General features: G+C 68.2%; 19 protein-coding genes. 13 read left to right on the forward strand and 6 right to left on the reverse strand.

Going from position 1 to position 16,969, the window contains the following annotated elements; translation table 11 throughout:
- Nucleotides 1-396 carry a PadR family transcriptional regulator gene (locus B0F77_RS26215; protein ID WP_245848648.1) on the reverse strand — a complete coding sequence of 132 codons (396 nt, stop codon included), beginning with the start codon at nucleotides 394-396 and terminating at the stop codon, nucleotides 1-3.
- 194 nt (nucleotides 397-590) lie between these two features.
- Between B0F77_RS26215 and rlmN the strand changes: the two genes are divergently transcribed.
- Entirely contained in the window at nucleotides 591-1,697 is a 1,107-nt protein-coding gene (rlmN, locus tag B0F77_RS26220) for a dual-specificity RNA methyltransferase RlmN (protein ID WP_086665648.1), read from the forward strand.
- On the opposite strand, the gene B0F77_RS26225 is transcribed toward rlmN, so the two are convergent.
- Entirely contained in the window at nucleotides 1,676-2,011 is a 336-nt protein-coding gene (locus tag B0F77_RS26225) for a hypothetical protein (protein ID WP_086665649.1), read from the reverse strand. The two genes, rlmN and B0F77_RS26225, sit on opposite strands and share 22 nt — an antisense overlap.
- Before the next feature lie 132 nt (nucleotides 2,012-2,143).
- Here B0F77_RS26225 and B0F77_RS26230 point away from each other — a divergent pair, with 132 nt between their 5' ends.
- From B0F77_RS26230 to B0F77_RS26240, 3 genes are read left to right on the forward strand one after another with little or no spacing between them, the layout of a single operon-like run.
- Nucleotides 2,144-2,776, forward strand: coding sequence for a hypothetical protein (locus tag B0F77_RS26230; protein WP_086665650.1), 633 nt, complete (start codon nucleotides 2,144-2,146; stop codon nucleotides 2,774-2,776).
- 19 nt (nucleotides 2,777-2,795) lie between these two features.
- Complete coding sequence (locus B0F77_RS26235) at nucleotides 2,796-3,215, forward strand: hypothetical protein (protein ID WP_143466916.1); 420 nt, start codon at nucleotides 2,796-2,798, stop codon at nucleotides 3,213-3,215.
- Between the two features lie 48 nt (nucleotides 3,216-3,263).
- Nucleotides 3,264-4,838, forward strand: a complete 1,575-nt coding sequence (locus tag B0F77_RS26240; protein WP_245848650.1) for a serine/threonine-protein kinase — start codon at nucleotides 3,264-3,266, stop codon at nucleotides 4,836-4,838.
- Here B0F77_RS26240 and B0F77_RS26245 read toward each other — a convergent pair.
- Complete coding sequence (locus B0F77_RS26245; protein WP_086665714.1) at nucleotides 4,828-5,193, reverse strand: winged helix-turn-helix transcriptional regulator; 366 nt, start codon at nucleotides 5,191-5,193, stop codon at nucleotides 4,828-4,830. The genes B0F77_RS26240 and B0F77_RS26245 overlap by 11 nt on opposite strands.
- Before the next feature lie 103 nt (nucleotides 5,194-5,296).
- Between B0F77_RS26245 and B0F77_RS26250 the strand changes: the two genes are divergently transcribed.
- Complete coding sequence (locus B0F77_RS26250; RefSeq protein ID WP_086665715.1) at nucleotides 5,297-6,196, forward strand: NADP-dependent oxidoreductase; 900 nt, start codon at nucleotides 5,297-5,299, stop codon at nucleotides 6,194-6,196.
- Here B0F77_RS26250 and B0F77_RS26255 read toward each other — a convergent pair.
- Nucleotides 6,193-6,450: a DUF2631 domain-containing protein gene (locus B0F77_RS26255; protein ID WP_086665716.1), complete on the reverse strand. Its 258-nt coding sequence runs from the start codon at nucleotides 6,448-6,450 to the stop codon at nucleotides 6,193-6,195. The two genes, B0F77_RS26250 and B0F77_RS26255, sit on opposite strands and share 4 nt — an antisense overlap.
- A gap of 156 nt (nucleotides 6,451-6,606) precedes the next feature.
- Here B0F77_RS26255 and B0F77_RS26260 point away from each other — a divergent pair, with 156 nt between their 5' ends.
- A complete protein-coding gene (locus B0F77_RS26260) occupies nucleotides 6,607-7,746 on the forward strand; it encodes an ABC transporter ATP-binding protein (RefSeq protein WP_086665653.1) in 1,140 nt (379 codons plus the stop codon).
- Entirely contained in the window at nucleotides 7,739-8,878 is a 1,140-nt protein-coding gene (locus tag B0F77_RS26265) for an ABC transporter substrate-binding protein (protein ID WP_086665654.1), read from the forward strand. The genes B0F77_RS26260 and B0F77_RS26265 overlap by 8 nt, the downstream gene beginning before the upstream one ends.
- On the opposite strand, the gene B0F77_RS26270 is transcribed toward B0F77_RS26265, so the two are convergent.
- Nucleotides 8,865-9,995, reverse strand: a complete 1,131-nt coding sequence (locus B0F77_RS26270) for a cytochrome P450 (protein WP_086665655.1) — start codon at nucleotides 9,993-9,995, stop codon at nucleotides 8,865-8,867. The genes B0F77_RS26265 and B0F77_RS26270 overlap by 14 nt on opposite strands.
- Before the next feature lie 113 nt (nucleotides 9,996-10,108).
- On the opposite strand from B0F77_RS26270, the gene B0F77_RS26275 reads away from it, so the two are divergent.
- From B0F77_RS26275 to B0F77_RS26290, 4 genes are all read left to right on the forward strand, one after another.
- Nucleotides 10,109-10,948 (forward strand): ABC transporter permease, encoded by an 840-nt coding sequence (locus tag B0F77_RS26275; RefSeq protein WP_245848653.1) that lies wholly within the window; start codon nucleotides 10,109-10,111, stop codon nucleotides 10,946-10,948.
- On the forward strand, nucleotides 10,945-11,751 hold the full coding sequence (locus tag B0F77_RS26280; RefSeq protein WP_086665657.1) for an ABC transporter permease: 807 nt from the start codon (nucleotides 10,945-10,947) through the stop codon (nucleotides 11,749-11,751). Before B0F77_RS26275 ends, B0F77_RS26280 begins: the two co-directional genes overlap by 4 nt.
- 75 nt (nucleotides 11,752-11,826) lie before the next feature.
- On the forward strand, nucleotides 11,827-13,431 hold the full coding sequence (locus tag B0F77_RS26285) for a sensor histidine kinase (protein ID WP_143466917.1): 1,605 nt from the start codon (nucleotides 11,827-11,829) through the stop codon (nucleotides 13,429-13,431).
- Nucleotides 13,428-14,078, forward strand: coding sequence for a response regulator (locus B0F77_RS26290; RefSeq protein WP_086665659.1), 651 nt, complete (start codon nucleotides 13,428-13,430; stop codon nucleotides 14,076-14,078). The genes B0F77_RS26285 and B0F77_RS26290 overlap by 4 nt, the downstream gene beginning before the upstream one ends.
- A 125-nt stretch (nucleotides 14,079-14,203) precedes the next feature.
- Here the strand turns inward: B0F77_RS26290 and B0F77_RS26295 are convergent, their stop codons facing one another.
- Nucleotides 14,204-14,470 carry a GlsB/YeaQ/YmgE family stress response membrane protein gene (locus B0F77_RS26295; protein ID WP_086665660.1) on the reverse strand — a complete coding sequence of 89 codons (267 nt, stop codon included), beginning with the start codon at nucleotides 14,468-14,470 and terminating at the stop codon, nucleotides 14,204-14,206.
- Between the two features lie 135 nt (nucleotides 14,471-14,605).
- Between B0F77_RS26295 and dxr the strand changes: the two genes are divergently transcribed.
- Nucleotides 14,606-15,736, forward strand: coding sequence for a 1-deoxy-D-xylulose-5-phosphate reductoisomerase (gene dxr, locus B0F77_RS26300; protein ID WP_086665661.1), 1,131 nt, complete (start codon nucleotides 14,606-14,608; stop codon nucleotides 15,734-15,736).
- A 7-nt stretch (nucleotides 15,737-15,743) separates the two neighbouring features.
- A complete protein-coding gene (locus tag B0F77_RS26305) occupies nucleotides 15,744-16,955 on the forward strand; it encodes a M50 family metallopeptidase (RefSeq protein ID WP_245848655.1) in 1,212 nt (403 codons plus the stop codon).
- Nucleotides 16,956-16,969 lie beyond the last annotated feature (14 nt).

A 16,969-nucleotide genomic window follows, 5' to 3' on the forward strand; every position in this document is an offset into this window, starting at 1 on the left:
TCACTCCTCGGCGAGGATGGCGTACAGCTTGCGTCGCAACTCGTTGTAGAGCTCGGCGGCGCGTGTCTTCTGCTCGGGCGTGCCCGCGTGGGAGATCTGCTCCATCGCGCTGCCGAGCAGCCGGACCGCGGTCCGCAGCTCGCCGTCGGCCGGGTCGAGCTGGATGTCGATGTCGCGCCAGGGCGGGGCCGGGTGCTCCGTCCTGCCGTGCTCGGTGAGGGTGAACAGCTTCTTGCCTCCTTCTTCCGCGGCGGAGATGAGGCCTTCGTCGGCGAGCATCTGCAGCGTCGGGTAGACCGAGCCGGGGCTCGGGCTCCACACGCCGCCGGTGCGCCCGGCGATCTCCTGAATGATCTCGTAACCGTGCATCGGCCGTTCTGCCAGCAAGGACAGCACGGCCGCCCGGACGTTGCCGCGCCTCTGGCGGCCGCCCCTGCCTCCGCCACGGCCGCCCCCGAAGGGCCCGTGGCGATGCCTGTGGTGTTGCTCTCTGTGGTGTGGCTGCATCATCATGTCATTAACGATATATCGGAATCTATCGCGATGCAACGGTCTTGTGGTGTCGAAGTTCGTGGGACACTAGATGTGCTATGACCTCGCTTCCCCTTGTCTTCGACGCGCCCAAGCGCGGCCTGCCGCCGCGCCACCTCGTCGACCTGTCGCCTGCCGAACGTGCCGAAGCCGTTGCCGCCCTTGGTGAGAAGCCGTTCCGCGCCAAGCAGCTGTCGAACCACTACTTCAGCCGCCTGACCGTCGACCCGGCCGAGATGACCGACATCCCGGCGGCCACGCGCGACAAGCTCGTTGCCGACCTGATGCCGCCGCTTTTCACGGTCGTGCGCAAGGTCACAACCGACGAGGGCACCACGGCGAAGACGCTGCTGCGCGCGCACGACGGCACGCTCATCGAGTCGGTCCTGATGCGCTACCCGGACCGCGCGACGCTGTGCATCTCCTCGCAGGCCGGCTGCGGCATGGCGTGCCCGTTCTGCGCGACCGGCCAGGGCGGCCTGCAGCGCAACCTGTCGACCGCGGAGATCGTGGACCAAGTGCGGTTGGGTGCCGCGGCGATGCGCGACGGCGACATCCCCGGTGGCCCCGGCCGTCTGTCGAACATCGTGTTCATGGGCATGGGCGAGCCACTGGCCAACTACAAGCGCGTGATCGAGGCTGTGCATCGCATCACCGCGCCCGCTCCCGATGGGCTGGGGATTTCGCAGCGCACGGTCACCGTGTCGACGGTCGGCTTGGTGCCGGCGATCCGGAAGCTGACCGAGGAGAAGCTGCAGGTGCGGCTGGCGGTGTCGCTGCACACGCCGGACGACGAGCTGCGCAACACGTTGGTGCCGGTCAACACGCGGTGGGACGTCGCCGAGGTGCTGGAGGCCGCCCGCGGGTACGCCGATCAGACCGGGCGGCGGGTGTCGATCGAGTACGCGCTGATCCGGGACATCAACGACCAGGGGTGGCGGGCCGATCTGCTCGGCAAGAAGCTGCGCAAGCACCTCGGGCAGTTGGTGCACGTGAACCTGATCCCGTTGAACCCCACGCCGGGGTCGAAGTGGGACGCGTCGCCGAAGCCGGTGGAGCGGGAGTTCGTGCGGCGGGTGCGGGAGCAGGGTGTCGAGTGCACCGTGCGGGACACTCGGGGTCAGGAGATCGCGGCCGCCTGCGGTCAGCTCGCTGCTGAGGGCTGAGCAGCGCGCCTCGCGCGCTTCCACCGCACGTATTCGCCGAGTGCGAGGTCCGGCGATTTGCGGAACGTGTGCGGACGTCGGCCAGACAGCTTCTGTTCGACCGCGTCGGCCGTCGCCGTGTCGATCGCGGTGTCGATGGAAACCGTGGCGCCGAGCAGGATCTGATGTGCTCGGTGTCGATTCGCGCGGTGTACCCGAGCGCGCGTGCGCGGGAGGTTCTTCCGTGACGCTTTGTCGTTCTCGCCGTAGACGTTCCTGTGGTCCTTGGCATAGCTCAGCCGCTTCTTCTCCTGCGGCGTCTTCCTCCGATTCATGGACCTGGCCTAGGTGTGCTGTCATCGGGATTTCCTGCACACGATCTTGCTGGGTGGGTGTGTGGACGCATTGTGAGCTGGGCGGGAAATAGGTCGCTCAGGCCCGGCTGTGGCCCCTACCGTTCCTCCGCGATGAAACTTGAGGGGGAACGCTGGCGCACGCTCGTCAGCACGGTGCGGCTGGGGCGGGACGAGTACCGGGTGGTGCGGCCGGCTAGGCCGTTGACGCATGCGCCGATGTACTTCAGCGGGCGCGGGGTTCAGATGATCGTGGACAAGGCCTCGGCGCGGGAGTTGGCGATGGCGTGGGCGTTCGCGATCAGGTCGGCGCGGACGTTGGTCTACTTGCCGTTGCGGCACAACCAGTCCGCGTGCCGTGGGTACGGGGATGGGACCGAGGCGCTGCAGGATCTTGTGCTGATGCACGACAGTTTGGCGTTTCCGGCGTCGCGGTGGAAGGACGTGCGGGCTCGGCTGGGGCAGGGGAGGCCGCACACCGTTCAGACCCAAGGGCTGCCAGAGGTGGAGTGCACGCGGTACGAGAAAGAGGCGTTGCGGCACCACGTTGCGGCGGACACGGTGTTCATCTCGGGCAGTCGTAAGGCGTTGGCGCTGGAGGGGAACGCCTTGCGGGCGTTGGTCGAGGAGTGTCCGCGGCACATGCACGAGAACCCCGGAACGCATTGCTGCGCCGAGATTTCGGTGGAGCAGGAGTGGGAGTGGATGCACGTGATGTACTGCGGCGAACATCGCGTGCACGCCTGAGGGGATGTTGGTTGTGGGAGTGAGGTACGACTACTTCGCCGCGCCGTCGGACGAGGTGGCGGCTGCTGTGCTCGATGGCGGGCCGGCACACCTCGAGCCGGTGCGGACCGAGTGGCTCGACCCCGCTGGGATGATGGTGAAGCTGGAGTTGTTGCTCACCGGGCGGGCTCGCGACGACGTGCTCGACGACGAGCGGTGTGCGCAGGCGCTGGCGATGAAGGGTTACGGCGAGGTGGTGGTGCTCACCATCACCGACGACCTGAGAGACGGGCTTGGGAAAGCGAGCGGGTTGACCGAGATCGCCTCGGCCTGGGCGCAGGCCGAGGAGTTGAGCGGGCGTGACCCTCAGCAGCTGGCGGGGGTTCTGGGCGAACTTCAGGTGCTGGCGAAGAAGGCGGTCAGCAAGGGGGAACGCCTGTACTGCTGGATGTGCGTTTAGCGCCGCCAGGAAACCGGCCGGTCCGGCCGGGCGGCTACCATGCCGCGCGTGGGGGAAGCGACAAGGCTGGTCGCGGGCAGATACGCGACGATCAGAGAGCTCGGCCGGGGCGGCATGGGGATCGTCTGGCTGGCCGAGGACCGGGTCATCGGCCGGCAGGTCGCGCTCAAGGAGCTGCGGACCACCGAGACCGAGCGCGTGCTCCGCGAAGCCCGCACCGCGGGGCGGCTGAACAGCCCGAACGTCGTCGGCATCTACGACGTCATCGTCGAGGACGGCGTCACCTACCTGGTCATGGAACTCGTCGAGGCCCCGACGCTGTCCGAGGTCATGGCCGGCAGGCACCTCACCGAGGACGAGGTCGCGGACATCGGCCTGCAGACGCTCAACGCGCTGGAGGCGGCGCACGCGGCGGGCATCGTGCACCGGGACGTCAAGCCCAGCAACATCATGGTGTTGCCCGACGGACGCGTGAAGCTCGCCGACTTCGGCATCGCCCGCGCGATGGACGACCCCGGTCTCACGGCCACCGGCGGCATCATGGGCTCGCCCGGTTACATGGCGCCGGAGCTGTTCGCCGGCAAGCCTCCCTCGCCGTCCAGCGACCTCTGGGCCCTGGGCGCCACCATGTTCCACGCCTCGGAAGGCCGCGCGCCGTTCCACCGCGACACGACCGCGGCCACCATGCACGCGATCATGTACGAGGAGCCGGTGCTGCAGCGCACCAAGGGCCCGCTCGCCGCCACGATCATGGCGCTGCTCACCCAGAACGACGCCCAGCGCCTCACCGCGGCCCAGTTGCGCGAACGGCTGAGCGATCGCACCAAGGTCGTCACGCCCACTCGGTCCGAAGAGACCGTCGTCATCGAGCCCGTCACGACCTTCGTGGCGCCGCAACCCACGCGCGACGACGAGTGGAACGACGAGAAACCCAAGTCCCGCAAGAAGATCGGCGTGTTCGCCGGTGCCGCGGCCGCGGTGGTCGTGATCGCCCTCGCCGCGATCTTCGTGTTCAAGCCCGAAACCCCCGGCAGGGCGTCGGCGCAGCAGGGGCCCAGCTCCAGCGAACCACCGACGTCGCAGAGCAGCACCGCCTCCAGCGCGTCCAGCAGCAGTGCTCCGGCGTCCAGCAGCAGCGCGGCGCCGAGCAGTCAGTCGAGCGCCGCGAAGCCCACTCAGGCCACGCAACCGAACCAGCCGGCGCCGACGACCACGCAACCGAAGCCGCAGCGGCAAACGCTCGCGTTCTCCCGCTACCGCAACGGAGGCGGCTGGCACTACAGCGGCACGTCGAGCATTCCGGTCCCGGCGGGCTTCACCGTGGAGAACACCGGCGGCCTCGGCAAGCTCCTCGCGAACGCCGAGGCGAACACGAAACCGTTGTACAGCTGCCAGATCAACAACTCCGAGGACCGGATGACCTCGTCGTCGACCGACTGCGAGGGCCAGCGCGTCTACGACGTGCGCCCGCTCGGCTACGTCTTCACCGTCAAGCCGGCGGACGTGAACGTGCTACCGCTCTACCGCTGCAACGCGGGCGGCCACCACTTCGACTCGGTGGTGACCAACTGCGAGGGCGACCAGTACAAGAACGAGTTCATGCACGGCTGGGTCATCGCGTGAGACCCGCGGGTTCCAGGCCGACGGGGTCCGCGGTGTCGAACGTCTCCCGCGCCTCGGCGACCGACTCGTAGTTCTTCTGCGCCCACAACCGCAGCGCGGCCAGCGGCTCGGTGACGCTGCGCCCCAGCTCGGTCAGCTCGTACTCGACGCGCAACGGCACCGAGGGGTAGACCGTGCGCGTGACGAGCCCATCGCGCTCCAACGTGCGCAACGTCTGTGTGAGCATCTTCTGACTGATGCCCTCCAACCGGCGTTTGAGCTCACCGAACCGCTTGGGCCCGTTCTCGAGGTCGCCGATCACCAGCGCCGTCCACTTGGACGCGACCATGTCCAGCAGGTCGCGGCACGGGCACATCTTGAGGTAAACGTCCCTGATCACAGCTAGTTTCTATCAGGTACCTAGTGCACAAGATAGTGCCTGATTGCCAGAAGAGACCTGGTCTCCGAAACTGGTGACCATGCGAGCGATCATCCAGCACGAGTCCAGCGGCCCGATCACCCTCACCGACGTCCCCCAGCCCGCGCCCCTCCCGACGGAGGTGCTGGTCAGGGTGCACGCGGCCGGCGTGAACCCGGTCGACTGGAAGACCCGCGCGGGCAGTGGCATGGCCGGGCTGCAGACCTTCCCGTTCATCAACGGCTGGGACGTCTCCGGTGTCGTCGAGGAGGTCGGCTTCGGCGTCACGACCCTCAAGCCCGGCGACGAGGTCTACGGCATGCCGCGCTTCCCGCACGCCGCGAGCGCCTACGCCGAGTACGTCACCGCCCCGTCCCGCCACTTCGCGAAGAAGCCCCAGGGCCTCAGCCACGTCGAGGCGGCCGGACTGCCGCTGGCCGGGCTCACCGCGTGGCAGGTCCTGATCGACACCGCTGACCTGCAGCCGGGGCAGAAGGTGCTGGTCACGGCGGCAGCGGGAGGGGTCGGCCATCTCGCCGTGCAGATCGCGAAGGCACACGGCGCGTACGTGATCGGTACGGCACGCGCGGCCAAGCACGCGTTCCTGAAGGACCTCGGCGCCGACGAAGTGATCGACTACACGCAGGGCGACTACGAGGGCACCGACGTCGACGTGTTCGTCGACCTGGTCGGCGGCGCGTCACCGGCCTCGGTGCGCGGCGGCGGGCTGTTCGTCGGCGTGCCGTCCGGAGTGGACAGCGTGCGCCGTGACGACATCAGGATCAGCTCGATCCTGGTCGAACCGGACCGCGCGGGTCTGGAGGCGATCACCGCGCTGGTCGAGTCCGGTGAGCTGCGGGTGCACGTCGACGCGACGTTCCCGCTGGCGGACGCCGGAAAAGCACATGCCCTGGGCGAGACGGGCCGCACCCAGGGCAAGATCGTGCTGGAAGCTCTCTAACGGCGCCAGGACGTCCGGCGGCGAGCCGTGTCCCACACCAGGAAAGCGATGATCGTGACCCCGGTGGCGACGAGGAAGATGTCCTCGGTCTTGCCGTGGTGGTTGCCGATCAGCATCAGGAAGCAGAAGCCCGCGGAGAGCCAGCCGGCGATGCGCGTGCCCTTGGGGAACGTGCCGTGCCAGCCCCACTCGTGCGACGGCTCCTCGTGAGGGTCGACGGCAGGACGCTTGTCCAGTTCCGAGGACGAAGCCACGGTTTCCTCCACTGCTCATCCGGATTACGAGGTCATCGTCGCACATGATGATGAGCACGGAGGTGTGAGGTCGGGCGCGCACGACTTACGGGCGAGGTCGGGCGCCGATACGCTCGGCGTGGCCACACCCGTCCGATCTTGCGAAGGCGCCTCGACTTGACCGGCTTCTCTCCCGCTGAGGCCTCCACCCCGGACACGTTCGCCCCCGTCGAGATCGGCCTGCACGGGGTGCGCAAGAGCTTCTCCGACCAGGTGGCGGTCGACGGCATCTCGCTGAACGTCCACGAGGGCGAGTTCTTCTCGGTGCTCGGCCCGTCCGGCTGCGGCAAGACCACGGTCCTGCGCATGATCGCCGGGTTCGTCGACCCGGACGAGGGCCGCATCGAGCTCGACGGCAACGACATGGTGGGCGTCCCTCCGTACCGGCGGGACGTCAACACCGTCTTCCAGTCGTACGCGCTGTTCCCGCACATGTCCGTGTGGGACAACGTCGCGTACGGCCTCAAGCGCAAGAAGGTCCGCGGCGACGAGCTGAAAAAGCGCGTCGGGGAGCACCTCGAACTCGTGCGGTTGTCGCAGTTCGCCAAACGCAGGCCAACGCAACTGAGCGGCGGACAGCAGCAGCGCGTCGCCATCGCCCGTGCGCTCGCGGCGGGCCCACAGTTGCTTCTGCTGGACGAACCACTAGGTGCGCTCGACGCCAAGCTCCGCAAGGAACTGCAGATCGAGCTGATGCGCATCCAACGCGAGGTCGGCACGACGTTCCTGTACGTCACGCACGACCAGGAAGAGGCGCTGGTCCTCTCACACCGCATCGCCGTGATGAACGCGGGCAAGATCGAGCAGGTCGGCTACCCCGAGGACGTCTACGAACGTCCCGCGACCCGGTTCGTCGCCGGCTTCATCGGCACGTCGAACATCCTGGACGCCGAGGTGTCCGGTGTGGACGGTGAGATGGTCGCCCTGACCGCACCAGGTGCCACCAACCTGCGCGCCAAGTTCTCCGGAAGCGTCAGTCACGGCAAGAAGGTCGCCGCGACCGTGCGTCCGGAGAAGGTGCACCTGTTCAACGAGACCGCCGAGCCGCCGACCGGCTGGTGCGTGCTGCAGGGCGTCGTCCACGACGTCGTCTACACGGGCGTTTCCACGCAGTTCGTGGTCGACACCCCCGGCGGCGAGCTCGTGGCGTTCGTGCAGAACGCCCAGCGCATCGACGACGCGGGCGCGCCGGGCCAGCCGGTGCGGATGGCGTGGGACCCCGAGTTCACCGTGCTGCTGGACCACTCCGATGGCTGATGCCAACGTCCGGATCGCCCGGCTGTGGGACGTCGACAGCCCACGGGTGACCCGGCGCACGATGCTGGGCTCGATGGCGTTCTTCGCCCTCGCGGCGTGTGCTGTCGGGCCGGCGCCGGCCAACAACGGTGGTGCGAGCGGCACGGCCAAGGCCACGAACCTGACGGACGAGCCCAAGCTCAACTTCTACAACTGGACCGACTACATCGCGCCGGAGACGCTGCCGGGCTTCCAGCAGATCACCGGCATCGAGGTCACCTACGACAACTTCTCCACCAACGACGAGATGGAAGCCAAGATCGCGTCCGGCCAGGCGGGCTACGACCTGGTCGTGCCGAGCGACAACTTCCTCCGCCGGTTCCTGCGGTCGGGCCTGCTCCAGCCGCTGGACCACGACGCGATCCCGAACCTCGCGAACCTGGAACAACGGTTCGTCGAGGCCGAGTACGACGCCGGCAACAGGTATTCCGTGCCCTGGGCCTGGGGCACCACGGGACTCGCGTACTCGAAGTCGCAGATCGGCGGCGACGTCACCGGCTTCGACGCCTACGACCTGCCGAACGCGCAGGGCCGCAGCTCGATCCTCGACGAGGCGCGCGACGGCATGGCGATCGGCCTGCTCAAGCTCGGCCACGACCCGAACACCACCGACGTGAAGCAGATCGACGACGCGGCGAACTTCCTGCTGTCGTTGAAGAAGAAGCTCGGGCAGATCACCTCCGACGTGATCGAACCGCTGACCTCGGGCCAGGTCCGGCTCGCGCAGGCGTACTCCGGTGACGCGTTCCAGGCCCGCGAGACCAGCGAGGACGTCGGCTACGCCATCCCGGCCGAGGGCGGACTGTCCTACGTGGACCTGCTCGTCATCCCGAAGGACGCGCCGCACGCCGGAAACGCGCACAGGTTCATCGACTACGTCCTGGGCGCGGAAGCGGGTGCGGCGCTGTCCAACGCGGTGCGGTACGGCAGCCCGAACGCCGCCGCGAAGCCGTTGATCGACAAGGACCTGCTGAACGACCCGCTGGTCTACCCACCGGAGGAGCAGCTCAGCAAGCTCCCGTTCACCAAGGACCTCGGCGGCGACGTCGAGGCGCGCTACGCCGACGCGTGGACCAAGGTCAAGACCGGCTGACCGGGAAGCTCTTCAGCCCCCTGATCGACACCGAGTCGCGGAACGTCACCGGGCCGCTCTGCCGCAGTTCGGGCAGGTGACGAGCCAGCGCGCGGAACGCCACCTCGCCCTCCATGCGCGCGAGCGTCGCGCCCAGGCAGTAGTGAATGCCGCCGGAGAACGCGAGGTGCTCGGGCTTGTGCACGCGCATCACGTCGAACTTGTGCGCCTCGGGGTAGACCTCGGGATCGCGGTTCGCGGCACCGATGAGCACCATCACCGGCTCGTCCTTGCCGATCCGGTCGACCTGCTCCTGCGCGACGCGACTGGTCAGCTGCACCGGCGCCGCCCACCGCAGCGTCTCCTCGACGACCGCGGACGCGAGTTCGGGGTTGGCCTTGAAGAGCTTCCACTGCGACGGGTGGTCGAGCAGCGCGCGGGTGCCGTTGCCGATCAGGTTCACCGTGGTCTCGAAGCCCGCGACCAGCAGCAACGCCAGCGTGCCGACCATCTCCTGGGCCGTCAGCCGCTGCTCGGCCTCGGCGGCGACCAGCGAGCTGATCACGTCGTCGCCCGGCGTCCGGCGACGCTCGGCGATGAGCCGGTCGAACAGCGCGAGCAACTTCTCGTTGGCGCCCGCCATCTCCGCGGTGACGCCCGTGTCGAACGATCGGGCGACGAGCGCACCGAACTCGGCGAACTCGGCGGTCTCGTCGTCGGGGATGCCCAGCAGGTCGCTGATCACCGAGATCGGCAGCGGCGCCGCGAAGTCCGCGATGAGGTCGAACTCCTCGGCATTCGGGTTCTCCGGGGAGAGCAACGCCTCCGCCACCTTCTCGACGCGCTCCCGGTACTCGTCGATCTTCTTCGGGCTGAACGCGGGCGTGGCGATCCTGCGCAGCCGCGTGTGGTCCGGCGGGTCGAGCTCGACGAACGACTCGGGCAGCAGCCGGTCGCGGCCGCCCCAGTAGCTGTCGTCCGAGTACTTGTTGCCGAACCGCCGGTCGCGCAGGATCTTGCTGGCCAGCGGGTGGCTCGTCGTCACCCACATGCCCCCGTCCTGCGTCAGCGGGCCCTGCGCGCGTAGCCGGTCGTAGATCGGATGCGGGTCTTCATGTCCGGTCAGTTGCTCCAGCATTTGCTACCCCCTCGAAGACTCTCTGGTCCAGCGTAGGGATGCGGGCGTGCGATGCGAGGTCCCGTTCCGCTTCTGGAAAGCGTTTCACCCGTCGCATGGCATCATCTGATCTCGTGTCGCGACGCTGGCTGAAGGCCAACGCCCTGCTCACGCCCACCGGGTTGTGGCTGGGGATTTTCCTGATCGCGCCGTTGTGGGTCGTCGTCCAGTTCAGCTTCGCCACGCGGGACACCGGTGTCGCCCGCGCGGTGCTGCCGTGGACGGCGCAGGCCTACCTGACCGCGCTCGATCCGGCGTTCCTGCCGATCTTCGGCCGGACCCTGGTCTACGCGGTGGCGACGACGGTCGCCTGTCTGCTGCTGGGATTCCCTCTCGCGTGGTTCATCGCACGGTACGGCGGCCGTTTTCGGACCGTGCTGCTCGCGGCCGTCCTCATCCCGTTCTGGTCGAGCTATCTCGCGCGCATCTACGCGTGGAAAGCCCTGTTGGACGGTGAAGGCCTCGTCAACACCATGCTCGGGTGGGTCGGGTTGGGCCATGACGGCGGTTTCCTGCTCACGCACGGAGCGGTGATCCTCGGGCTGACGTACGGCTTCTTGCCGTTCATGGTGTTGCCGCTGTACGTGGCGTGCGAGCGTTTCGACTTCCGGCTCGTGGAGGCGTCGTTCGACCTCGGCCACGGGCGGGTGTCGACGTTCTTCCGGATCGTGCTGCCGGGTGTGTTCACCGGCGTGCTGGCCGGGTCGTTGCTGGTGCTGGTGCCCGCGGCGGGTGACTTCGTGACGCCGAAGCTGCTCGGCGGCGTCGGCCAGTCGACGTTCGGGTCGGTGATCGACGACCAGTTCCGCGGCGGCAACAACTGGCCGCTGGGCTCGGCGATGGCCGTGCTGCTGCTCGTGCTGGTGGTGCTCGTGCTCCTCCTGCGCGGGCGGCGTGGGGAGGACGTGCTGTGAACCGCCGTCCGTGGGCACTCGGGCTCGTTGTCGCGCTGGTCTTCCTGTTCCTCTACGCACCGATCGCGTGGCTGGCCCTCGCGTCGTTCAACTCCTCGCGGTCCCTCAGCCGTATCAGCGGTTTTTCGACACAGTGGTACGTCGAGCTGTTCGACGACACGCGCGTGCTCCGGTCGCTGGAGCTGACCCTGCAACTGGCGCTGGCGTCCGCGGTGATCTCGACGGTGATCGGGACGCTGGCGGCGTTCGGGCTGCGGCGGTCGTTCCCCGGTCGCGGGCTGTGGACCGTGCTGTTGTCGCTGCCGCTGGTGGTGCCCGAGGTCGTCGTGGGCGTGGCGATGCTGGGGTTCTTCGTGAAGCTCGCCGGCGTTCCACTCGGGTTCGGCGCTCTGCTGTTCGCGCACGTGGCGTTCTCGCTGAGCTTCGTGGTCGTCGTCGTGCGGTCGCGGGTGTCCGGAATGGACGTTCGGCTGGAGGAGGCCGCCGCCGACCTCGGGGCCTCGCCGTTCGTGGCCTTCCGGACCGTGACGCTGCCGCTGGTGGCGCCCGCCGTGGCGGCCGGTGCGGCGTTCGCGTTCCTGCTGTCGTTCGACGACGTGGTGATCTCGTCGTACCTGACCGGTGTCGGGTCGACGACGTTGCCGGTGTTCGTCTACGCGCAGGCGTCGAAGCGCGGCATCTCGCCGGAGATCGTGGCGCTGTCGACGTTGATGGTGACGGCGACCGCGCTGCTGTTGATCATCGGCGTGGTCGTCGCCTCCTGGCGTGCGAGGAAGGCCGGATCCACCGCTCAGCTGGTTTAGGCGTCAACTTTCGTCGCGCGAATTCGATACTCCAGCGTGCCGCGCGCACATGGGACCTCTCGTTAGCTTGAGAGCGTGATTACTGCTGGACGGACCAGGGCTGAGGCGCTGCTCGCCGACACCCGGTCCCGGCTCACCGCGCTGACCCCCGTGCGCGTCGTCGGCGACGTGATCGTGGTGCTCGCCGCGATCCTGCTGGACCTCTGGCCAGGGCCGTGGGCCGAGACGAAGCCGTCGGGCTGGGCGCTGGTGGCGTACGTCGCCGCCTATCTGGTGCTGATGCCGTTGCGGCACGTGCTGCCGGCGACGGTCATGATCGCCGGAGCGGCGATTCCGTTCGCCGGACCCGCGTTGGTGGTCGTGCTGAGCTACACGGCCGGCCGCCGGATCGAGTCGTGGGTCAAGGCGGTGGTGTCGACCACGCTCACGTTCGTCGTCGTGGTGCTGCTGTGGGACTGGGACGCGCGGCCGCTCGACATCGAACCGGTCTACGGGATGCTCATCCTGATCACGATCTTCGGCGTCGGCGTGGCGCTGCCGTTCCTCGTGGGCAGGTACCTGGCGCAACGCGAGGCGCTGGTGCAGGCGATGCAGGACCGTGAGATCCGGATGCACGGCGAGAACAAGATGATCTCCCGGCAGGTCCGCCTGCGGGAGCGCAGCCGCATCGCCCAGGACATGCACGACAGCCTCGGGCACCGGCTCTCGCTGATCTCGGTGCACGCGGGCGCGCTGGCGCTCGACCCGTCGCTGGCGGACAAGCAGCGCGAGGCGATCGGGGTGCTGCGCTCGGCCGCGTTGACCGGGATGGAGGAACTGCGCGCGATCATCGGCGTGCTGCGGGCCGAGGACGGTCCCGACGACGACCCCGCGACACGGACCGTGGAGTCCATCGACTCGTTGGTCGGCGACGCGCGCAAGGCCGGTGTACTGGTGTCGTTGGTGCGTGGTGGGCAGGCGCACCCGTTGCCGTCGAGGGTGTCGCACGCGGCGTACCGGGTCGCGCAGGAGGGGCTGACCAACGCGTCCAAGCACGCGCCGGGGGCGGCGGTGCAGGTCACCGTGAAGTACGAACCGGACGCGCTGGTCGTGGAGGTGCGGAACAACCCGTCGCGCAATGGTTCGGCGGCGAGTGAACCGGGTGTCGGCCTGATCGGCCTGACCGAGCGCGTGCGGGTGGCGGGCGGCATCCTGCACGTCGGCGCGTTGCCGTCGGGCGGCTTCCGGATCGCGGCGGTGCTGCCCTACGAGGAGACCCCGCTGCCGGACGAGCCAGAGGACGAGCAGGACGAGACCGTGTCGCCGCGGCGGATCCGCAAGTGGGCGGGGGTCGGCTCGATCGCGGGCGCGTCGATCGTGCTGGCCGTCATCATCGGCGGCTTCACCTACCTCGGCGCGCAGCCGGTGACCGAGGTGGTGTCGCAGGAGAACCTCGACAAGATCCAGGAAGGGCAGTCGGAGGCCGACGTGCTGAAGCTGCTGCCCGTCGGCGACGAACCCCTGGTGGCTGACGGCGAACGCAAGTCGCAGGCCTCTCCCGAACCACCGGGCGCGCGCTGCGTCTACCACATCACCGACGAGCAGTCGTACCTCGCCAAGGGCACCCGAGTGGTGCGTTTCTGCTTCCGGGACGGCAAGCTGGTCGAGAAGAAGATCCACGTGCAGAGGACTGGTTCATGATCCGGGTGCTCATCGCCGACGACGAGCCGCTGATGCGCGCGGGCATCAAGGCCATCCTCGGCACCGCTGACGACATCGAGCTGGTGGCGGAGGCAGGCGACGGCCGCGAGGCGCTGCAGATCGTCCGCGAGCGCCGCGTCGACGTGGCCGTGCTGGACATCCGCATGCCGCGGATGGACGGCCTGGCGTGCGCTCGCGAACTGCGCACCGTCGCGCCCTCGGTCCGGGTCGTGATGCTGACGACGTTCGGCGAGGACGAGAACATCGTGCGCGCCCTGTCCGACGGCGCCGCCGGGTTCCTGCTGAAGGACTCCGCGCCCGAGGAACTGCTGCGGGCGGTGCGCGCGGTCAACAACGGCGAGGCCTACCTGTCGCCGATGGTCACCTCGCGGGTGGTCGGCATGGTGGCGACGTCCGGGCAGCCGAAGCGGCAGGAGGCGCAGAAGGCCGTCGCGGGGCTGACCGAGCGCGAGGTCGAGGTGCTGGCGCTGCTCGGGCAGGGCATGTCGAACGCGGACGTCGGGGCGAAGCTGCACATGTCCGAGGCGACGGTGAAGACGTACGTGTCGCGGTTGCTGGCGAAACTGGGGCTGACGAACCGCGTCCAAGCAGCCTTGCTCGCCCGAGACGCGGGCCTGGCCACCTAGCTCGCTTTGCCGCACGCGGGGGCCTCGCGTGCGCGCTGAGTGCACGAAAGCTCCCCGCGTGCACTCAGCACACACGAGAGAGGCCGTTCGGGTGACACCCGAACGGCCTCAACCGTCTCATGCGGCTAAGCGTGGGTTCGCCTGCCCGTTACCAGGCGGTAGATGCCCAGCAAGATCAGCGAGCCGACGATGGCGAGCAGCCACGTCCGCAGGTCGAAGAACGAACCCAGATCAGTCGCGAAGAGCGCGGATCCGATGAAACCACCGAGAATCGCGCCGACGATGCCGAGCAGCATCGTGATGATGAAGCCGCCGGGGTCGTTACCAGGCATGATTGCCTTGGCGATGGCGCCGGCCAGCAAGCCGAGCACGATCCAACCGAGGATGCCCACGGAGAGTCTCCTTCCATCGACTTGTCGAGGATGGAATGCCCCCAAAGTGGCGACTTCACGCCTCCAAAACCGCTCCGTTATCAAAGTAGCGGGCTGTGCCGGGCTCTCAGGCACTCTCCGGAACAATGAGGGGCGATGAGTACTCCACGCACTGTCCTGATCCTGGGATCGACCGGTTCGGTCGGCACCCAGGCGCTCGACGTCATCCGGCGCAACCGCGATCGCTTCCAGGTCGTCGGGCTCGGCGCGGGCGGGCGTCAGCTGGACCTGCTCAAGCAGCAGGCAGCCGAGTTCGACGTGCCCGTAGTGGCTGTCGCGAACGGCGCCGAGGTACCCGGCGTCAAGACGTTGACCAGCATGGTCGACCTGATCGAGGCGGCGCCGGCGGACGTCGTCCTGAACGGCATGGACGGGTCGCGCGGCCTCGAGCCGTCGTTGAAGGCGCTGGAGTCCGGTGCCACGCTCGCGCTCGCCAACAAGGAGTCGCTCATCGCGGGCGGGCCGCTCGTGCTGAAGGCGGCCAAGCCCGACCAGATCGTGCCGGTCGACTCGGAGCACTCGGCGCTCGCGCAGTGTCTGCGGGGCGGTGCGTCGCACGAGGTGCACAAGCTGGTGCTCACGGCGTCCGGCGGGCCGTTTCGCGGCAGGAGCAGGAAAGACCTCGAAGCCGTCACCGTGCAGCAGGCGATGGCACATCCGACGTGGTCGATGGGGCAGGTCGTCACCATCAACTCGGCGAACCTGGTGAACAAGGGCCTCGAACTGATCGAGGCGCACCTGCTGTTCGGGGTGCCGTACGACCGCGTCGACGTCGTGGTGCACCCGCAGTCCATCATTCACTCGATGGTGACCTTCACCGACGGCTCGACGCTGGCCCAGGCGTCGCCGCCGGACATGCGGCTGCCCATCTCACTGGGCCTCGGATGGCCCGAGCGCGTCGCCGGTGCCGCGGCCGCCTGTACCTTTGACACCGCCACCTCGTGGACGTTCGAACCGCTGGACAGCGTCACGTTCCCGGCGGTCGAGCTGGCGCGGCAGGCTGGTACCGCGGGTGGTTGCCTGCCCGCGATCTACAACGCCGCGAACGAGGAGGCACTTGCCTCCTTCGTCGCCGGCGACACGTCGTTCCTGTCGATCGTGGACACCATCGGCCAGGTTCTCGGCGAGGCAAACGTTTGGCAGAAGGATCCCGCCGATGTGGCGGAGGTCCTTGCCGCCGAGGACTGGGCACGCGCACGTGCCCGCGAGCTGGTTGGAAGGAACTGAACGTCTCGTGAACACATTCGTCAACTTCCTCGGGGTGCTGCTGTTCGCGTTCGGCATCGCGGTGTCCATCGCGCTGCACGAGTTCGGGCACCTGCTGACCGCGAAGTTCTACGGCATGAAGGTCACCCGCTACTTCATCGGCTTCGGCCCGAAGCTCTTCTCGTTCCGCAAGGGCGAGACCGAGTACGGCCTGAAGGCGATCCCGGCCGGCGGCTTCTGCGAGATCACCGGCATGACGGCGCTGGAGGACGTGCACCCGGACGACCGGCCGCGCGCCTTCTACAACCAGAAGGTCTGGAAGCGCGTCGTCGTGCTCTCGGCGGGCTCGATCACGCACTTCATCCTCGGTTTCATCATCCTGCTGATCCTCGCGATGTCGCTGGGCCTGCCGAACAACAAGGACCTGCCGGTTCTCGCCCAGATCACGCCGTGCGTGCAGGACCACACCGTCGGCCTCGACGCGCCGTGCGCGCCCGGTGCCCCGGCCCCGGCCAAGGACGCCGGTCTGCAGGCGGGCGACCAGGTCACCTCCATCGCGGGCAAGTCCATCTCGACGTGGTCGGACATGCTCCGGATCACCCGCGACCTGAGCGGCCCCACCGAGTTCAAGGTGCTGCGCGACGGCAAGGAGGTCGCGCTCACGGTGAACGTGCCGCAGGTCACCCGCGAGGTCACCGACGGCAAGGGCGGCCGCGAGGTCAAGAAGGTCGGCGCCATCGGCGTCACCTGGCAGCAGAACTTCACCTACAACCCCATCGAGGCGATCCCGGCCTCGCTGGCGTTCACCGGCGACATGTTCGTGAACACCTGGAAGGGCCTCATGCGCTTCCCGGAGCGCATCCCGGCCGTGGTCAAGGCCATCGGCGGCGGCGAGCGCGACCTCGACACCCCGATCTCCGTCGTGGGTGCGTCGCGCCTGGGCGGTGACGCCGCGGAGCGCGGGCTGTGGGCGTTCTTCATCCTCATGCTGGCGGGCCTGAACTTCTTCGTCGGTGTGTTCAACCTCCTGCCGCTGCTCCCGCTTGACGGTGGTCACATCGCCGTCAACCTCTACGAACGGGTGCGAGACTGGATTCGGAAGCTGCGCGGCAAGCCCGCCGGCGCCCCGGTCAACTACATGCGCCTGTTGCCGCTCACCTACGTGGTCATCTTCATCGGCGGCGCCATCACGCTGCTGACCGTGACCGCCGACATCGTCAACCCGATCAGGTTGCAGTAGTGATTTACGGAAAG

The sequence above is a fragment of the Lentzea kentuckyensis genome, assembly GCF_002150765.1.
Classification (GTDB): Bacteria; Actinomycetota; Actinomycetes; order Mycobacteriales; family Pseudonocardiaceae; genus Lentzea; species Lentzea kentuckyensis.

Excerpts from the sequence above, each read along its gene's own strand:
- rlmN (WP_086665648.1), top strand. The coding sequence starts at position 591 with ATGACCTCGCTTCCCCTTGTCTTCGACGCGCCCAAGCGCGGCCTGCCG.
- dxr (WP_086665661.1), top strand. The coding sequence starts at position 14,606 with ATGAGTACTCCACGCACTGTCCTGATCCTGGGATCGACCGGTTCGGTC.
- B0F77_RS26230 (WP_086665650.1), top strand. The coding sequence starts at position 2,144 with ATGAAACTTGAGGGGGAACGCTGGCGCACGCTCGTCAGCACGGTGCGG.
- B0F77_RS26245 (WP_086665714.1), bottom strand. The coding sequence starts at position 5,193 with ATGTGCCCGTGCCGCGACCTGCTGGACATGGTCGCGTCCAAGTGGACG.
- B0F77_RS26290 (WP_086665659.1), top strand. The coding sequence starts at position 13,428 with ATGATCCGGGTGCTCATCGCCGACGACGAGCCGCTGATGCGCGCGGGC.
- B0F77_RS26250 (WP_086665715.1), top strand. The coding sequence starts at position 5,297 with ATGCGAGCGATCATCCAGCACGAGTCCAGCGGCCCGATCACCCTCACC.
- B0F77_RS26270 (WP_086665655.1), bottom strand. The coding sequence starts at position 9,995 with ATGCTGGAGCAACTGACCGGACATGAAGACCCGCATCCGATCTACGAC.
- B0F77_RS26265 (WP_086665654.1), top strand. The coding sequence starts at position 7,739 with ATGGCTGATGCCAACGTCCGGATCGCCCGGCTGTGGGACGTCGACAGC.
- B0F77_RS26225 (WP_086665649.1), bottom strand. The coding sequence starts at position 2,011 with ATGAATCGGAGGAAGACGCCGCAGGAGAAGAAGCGGCTGAGCTATGCC.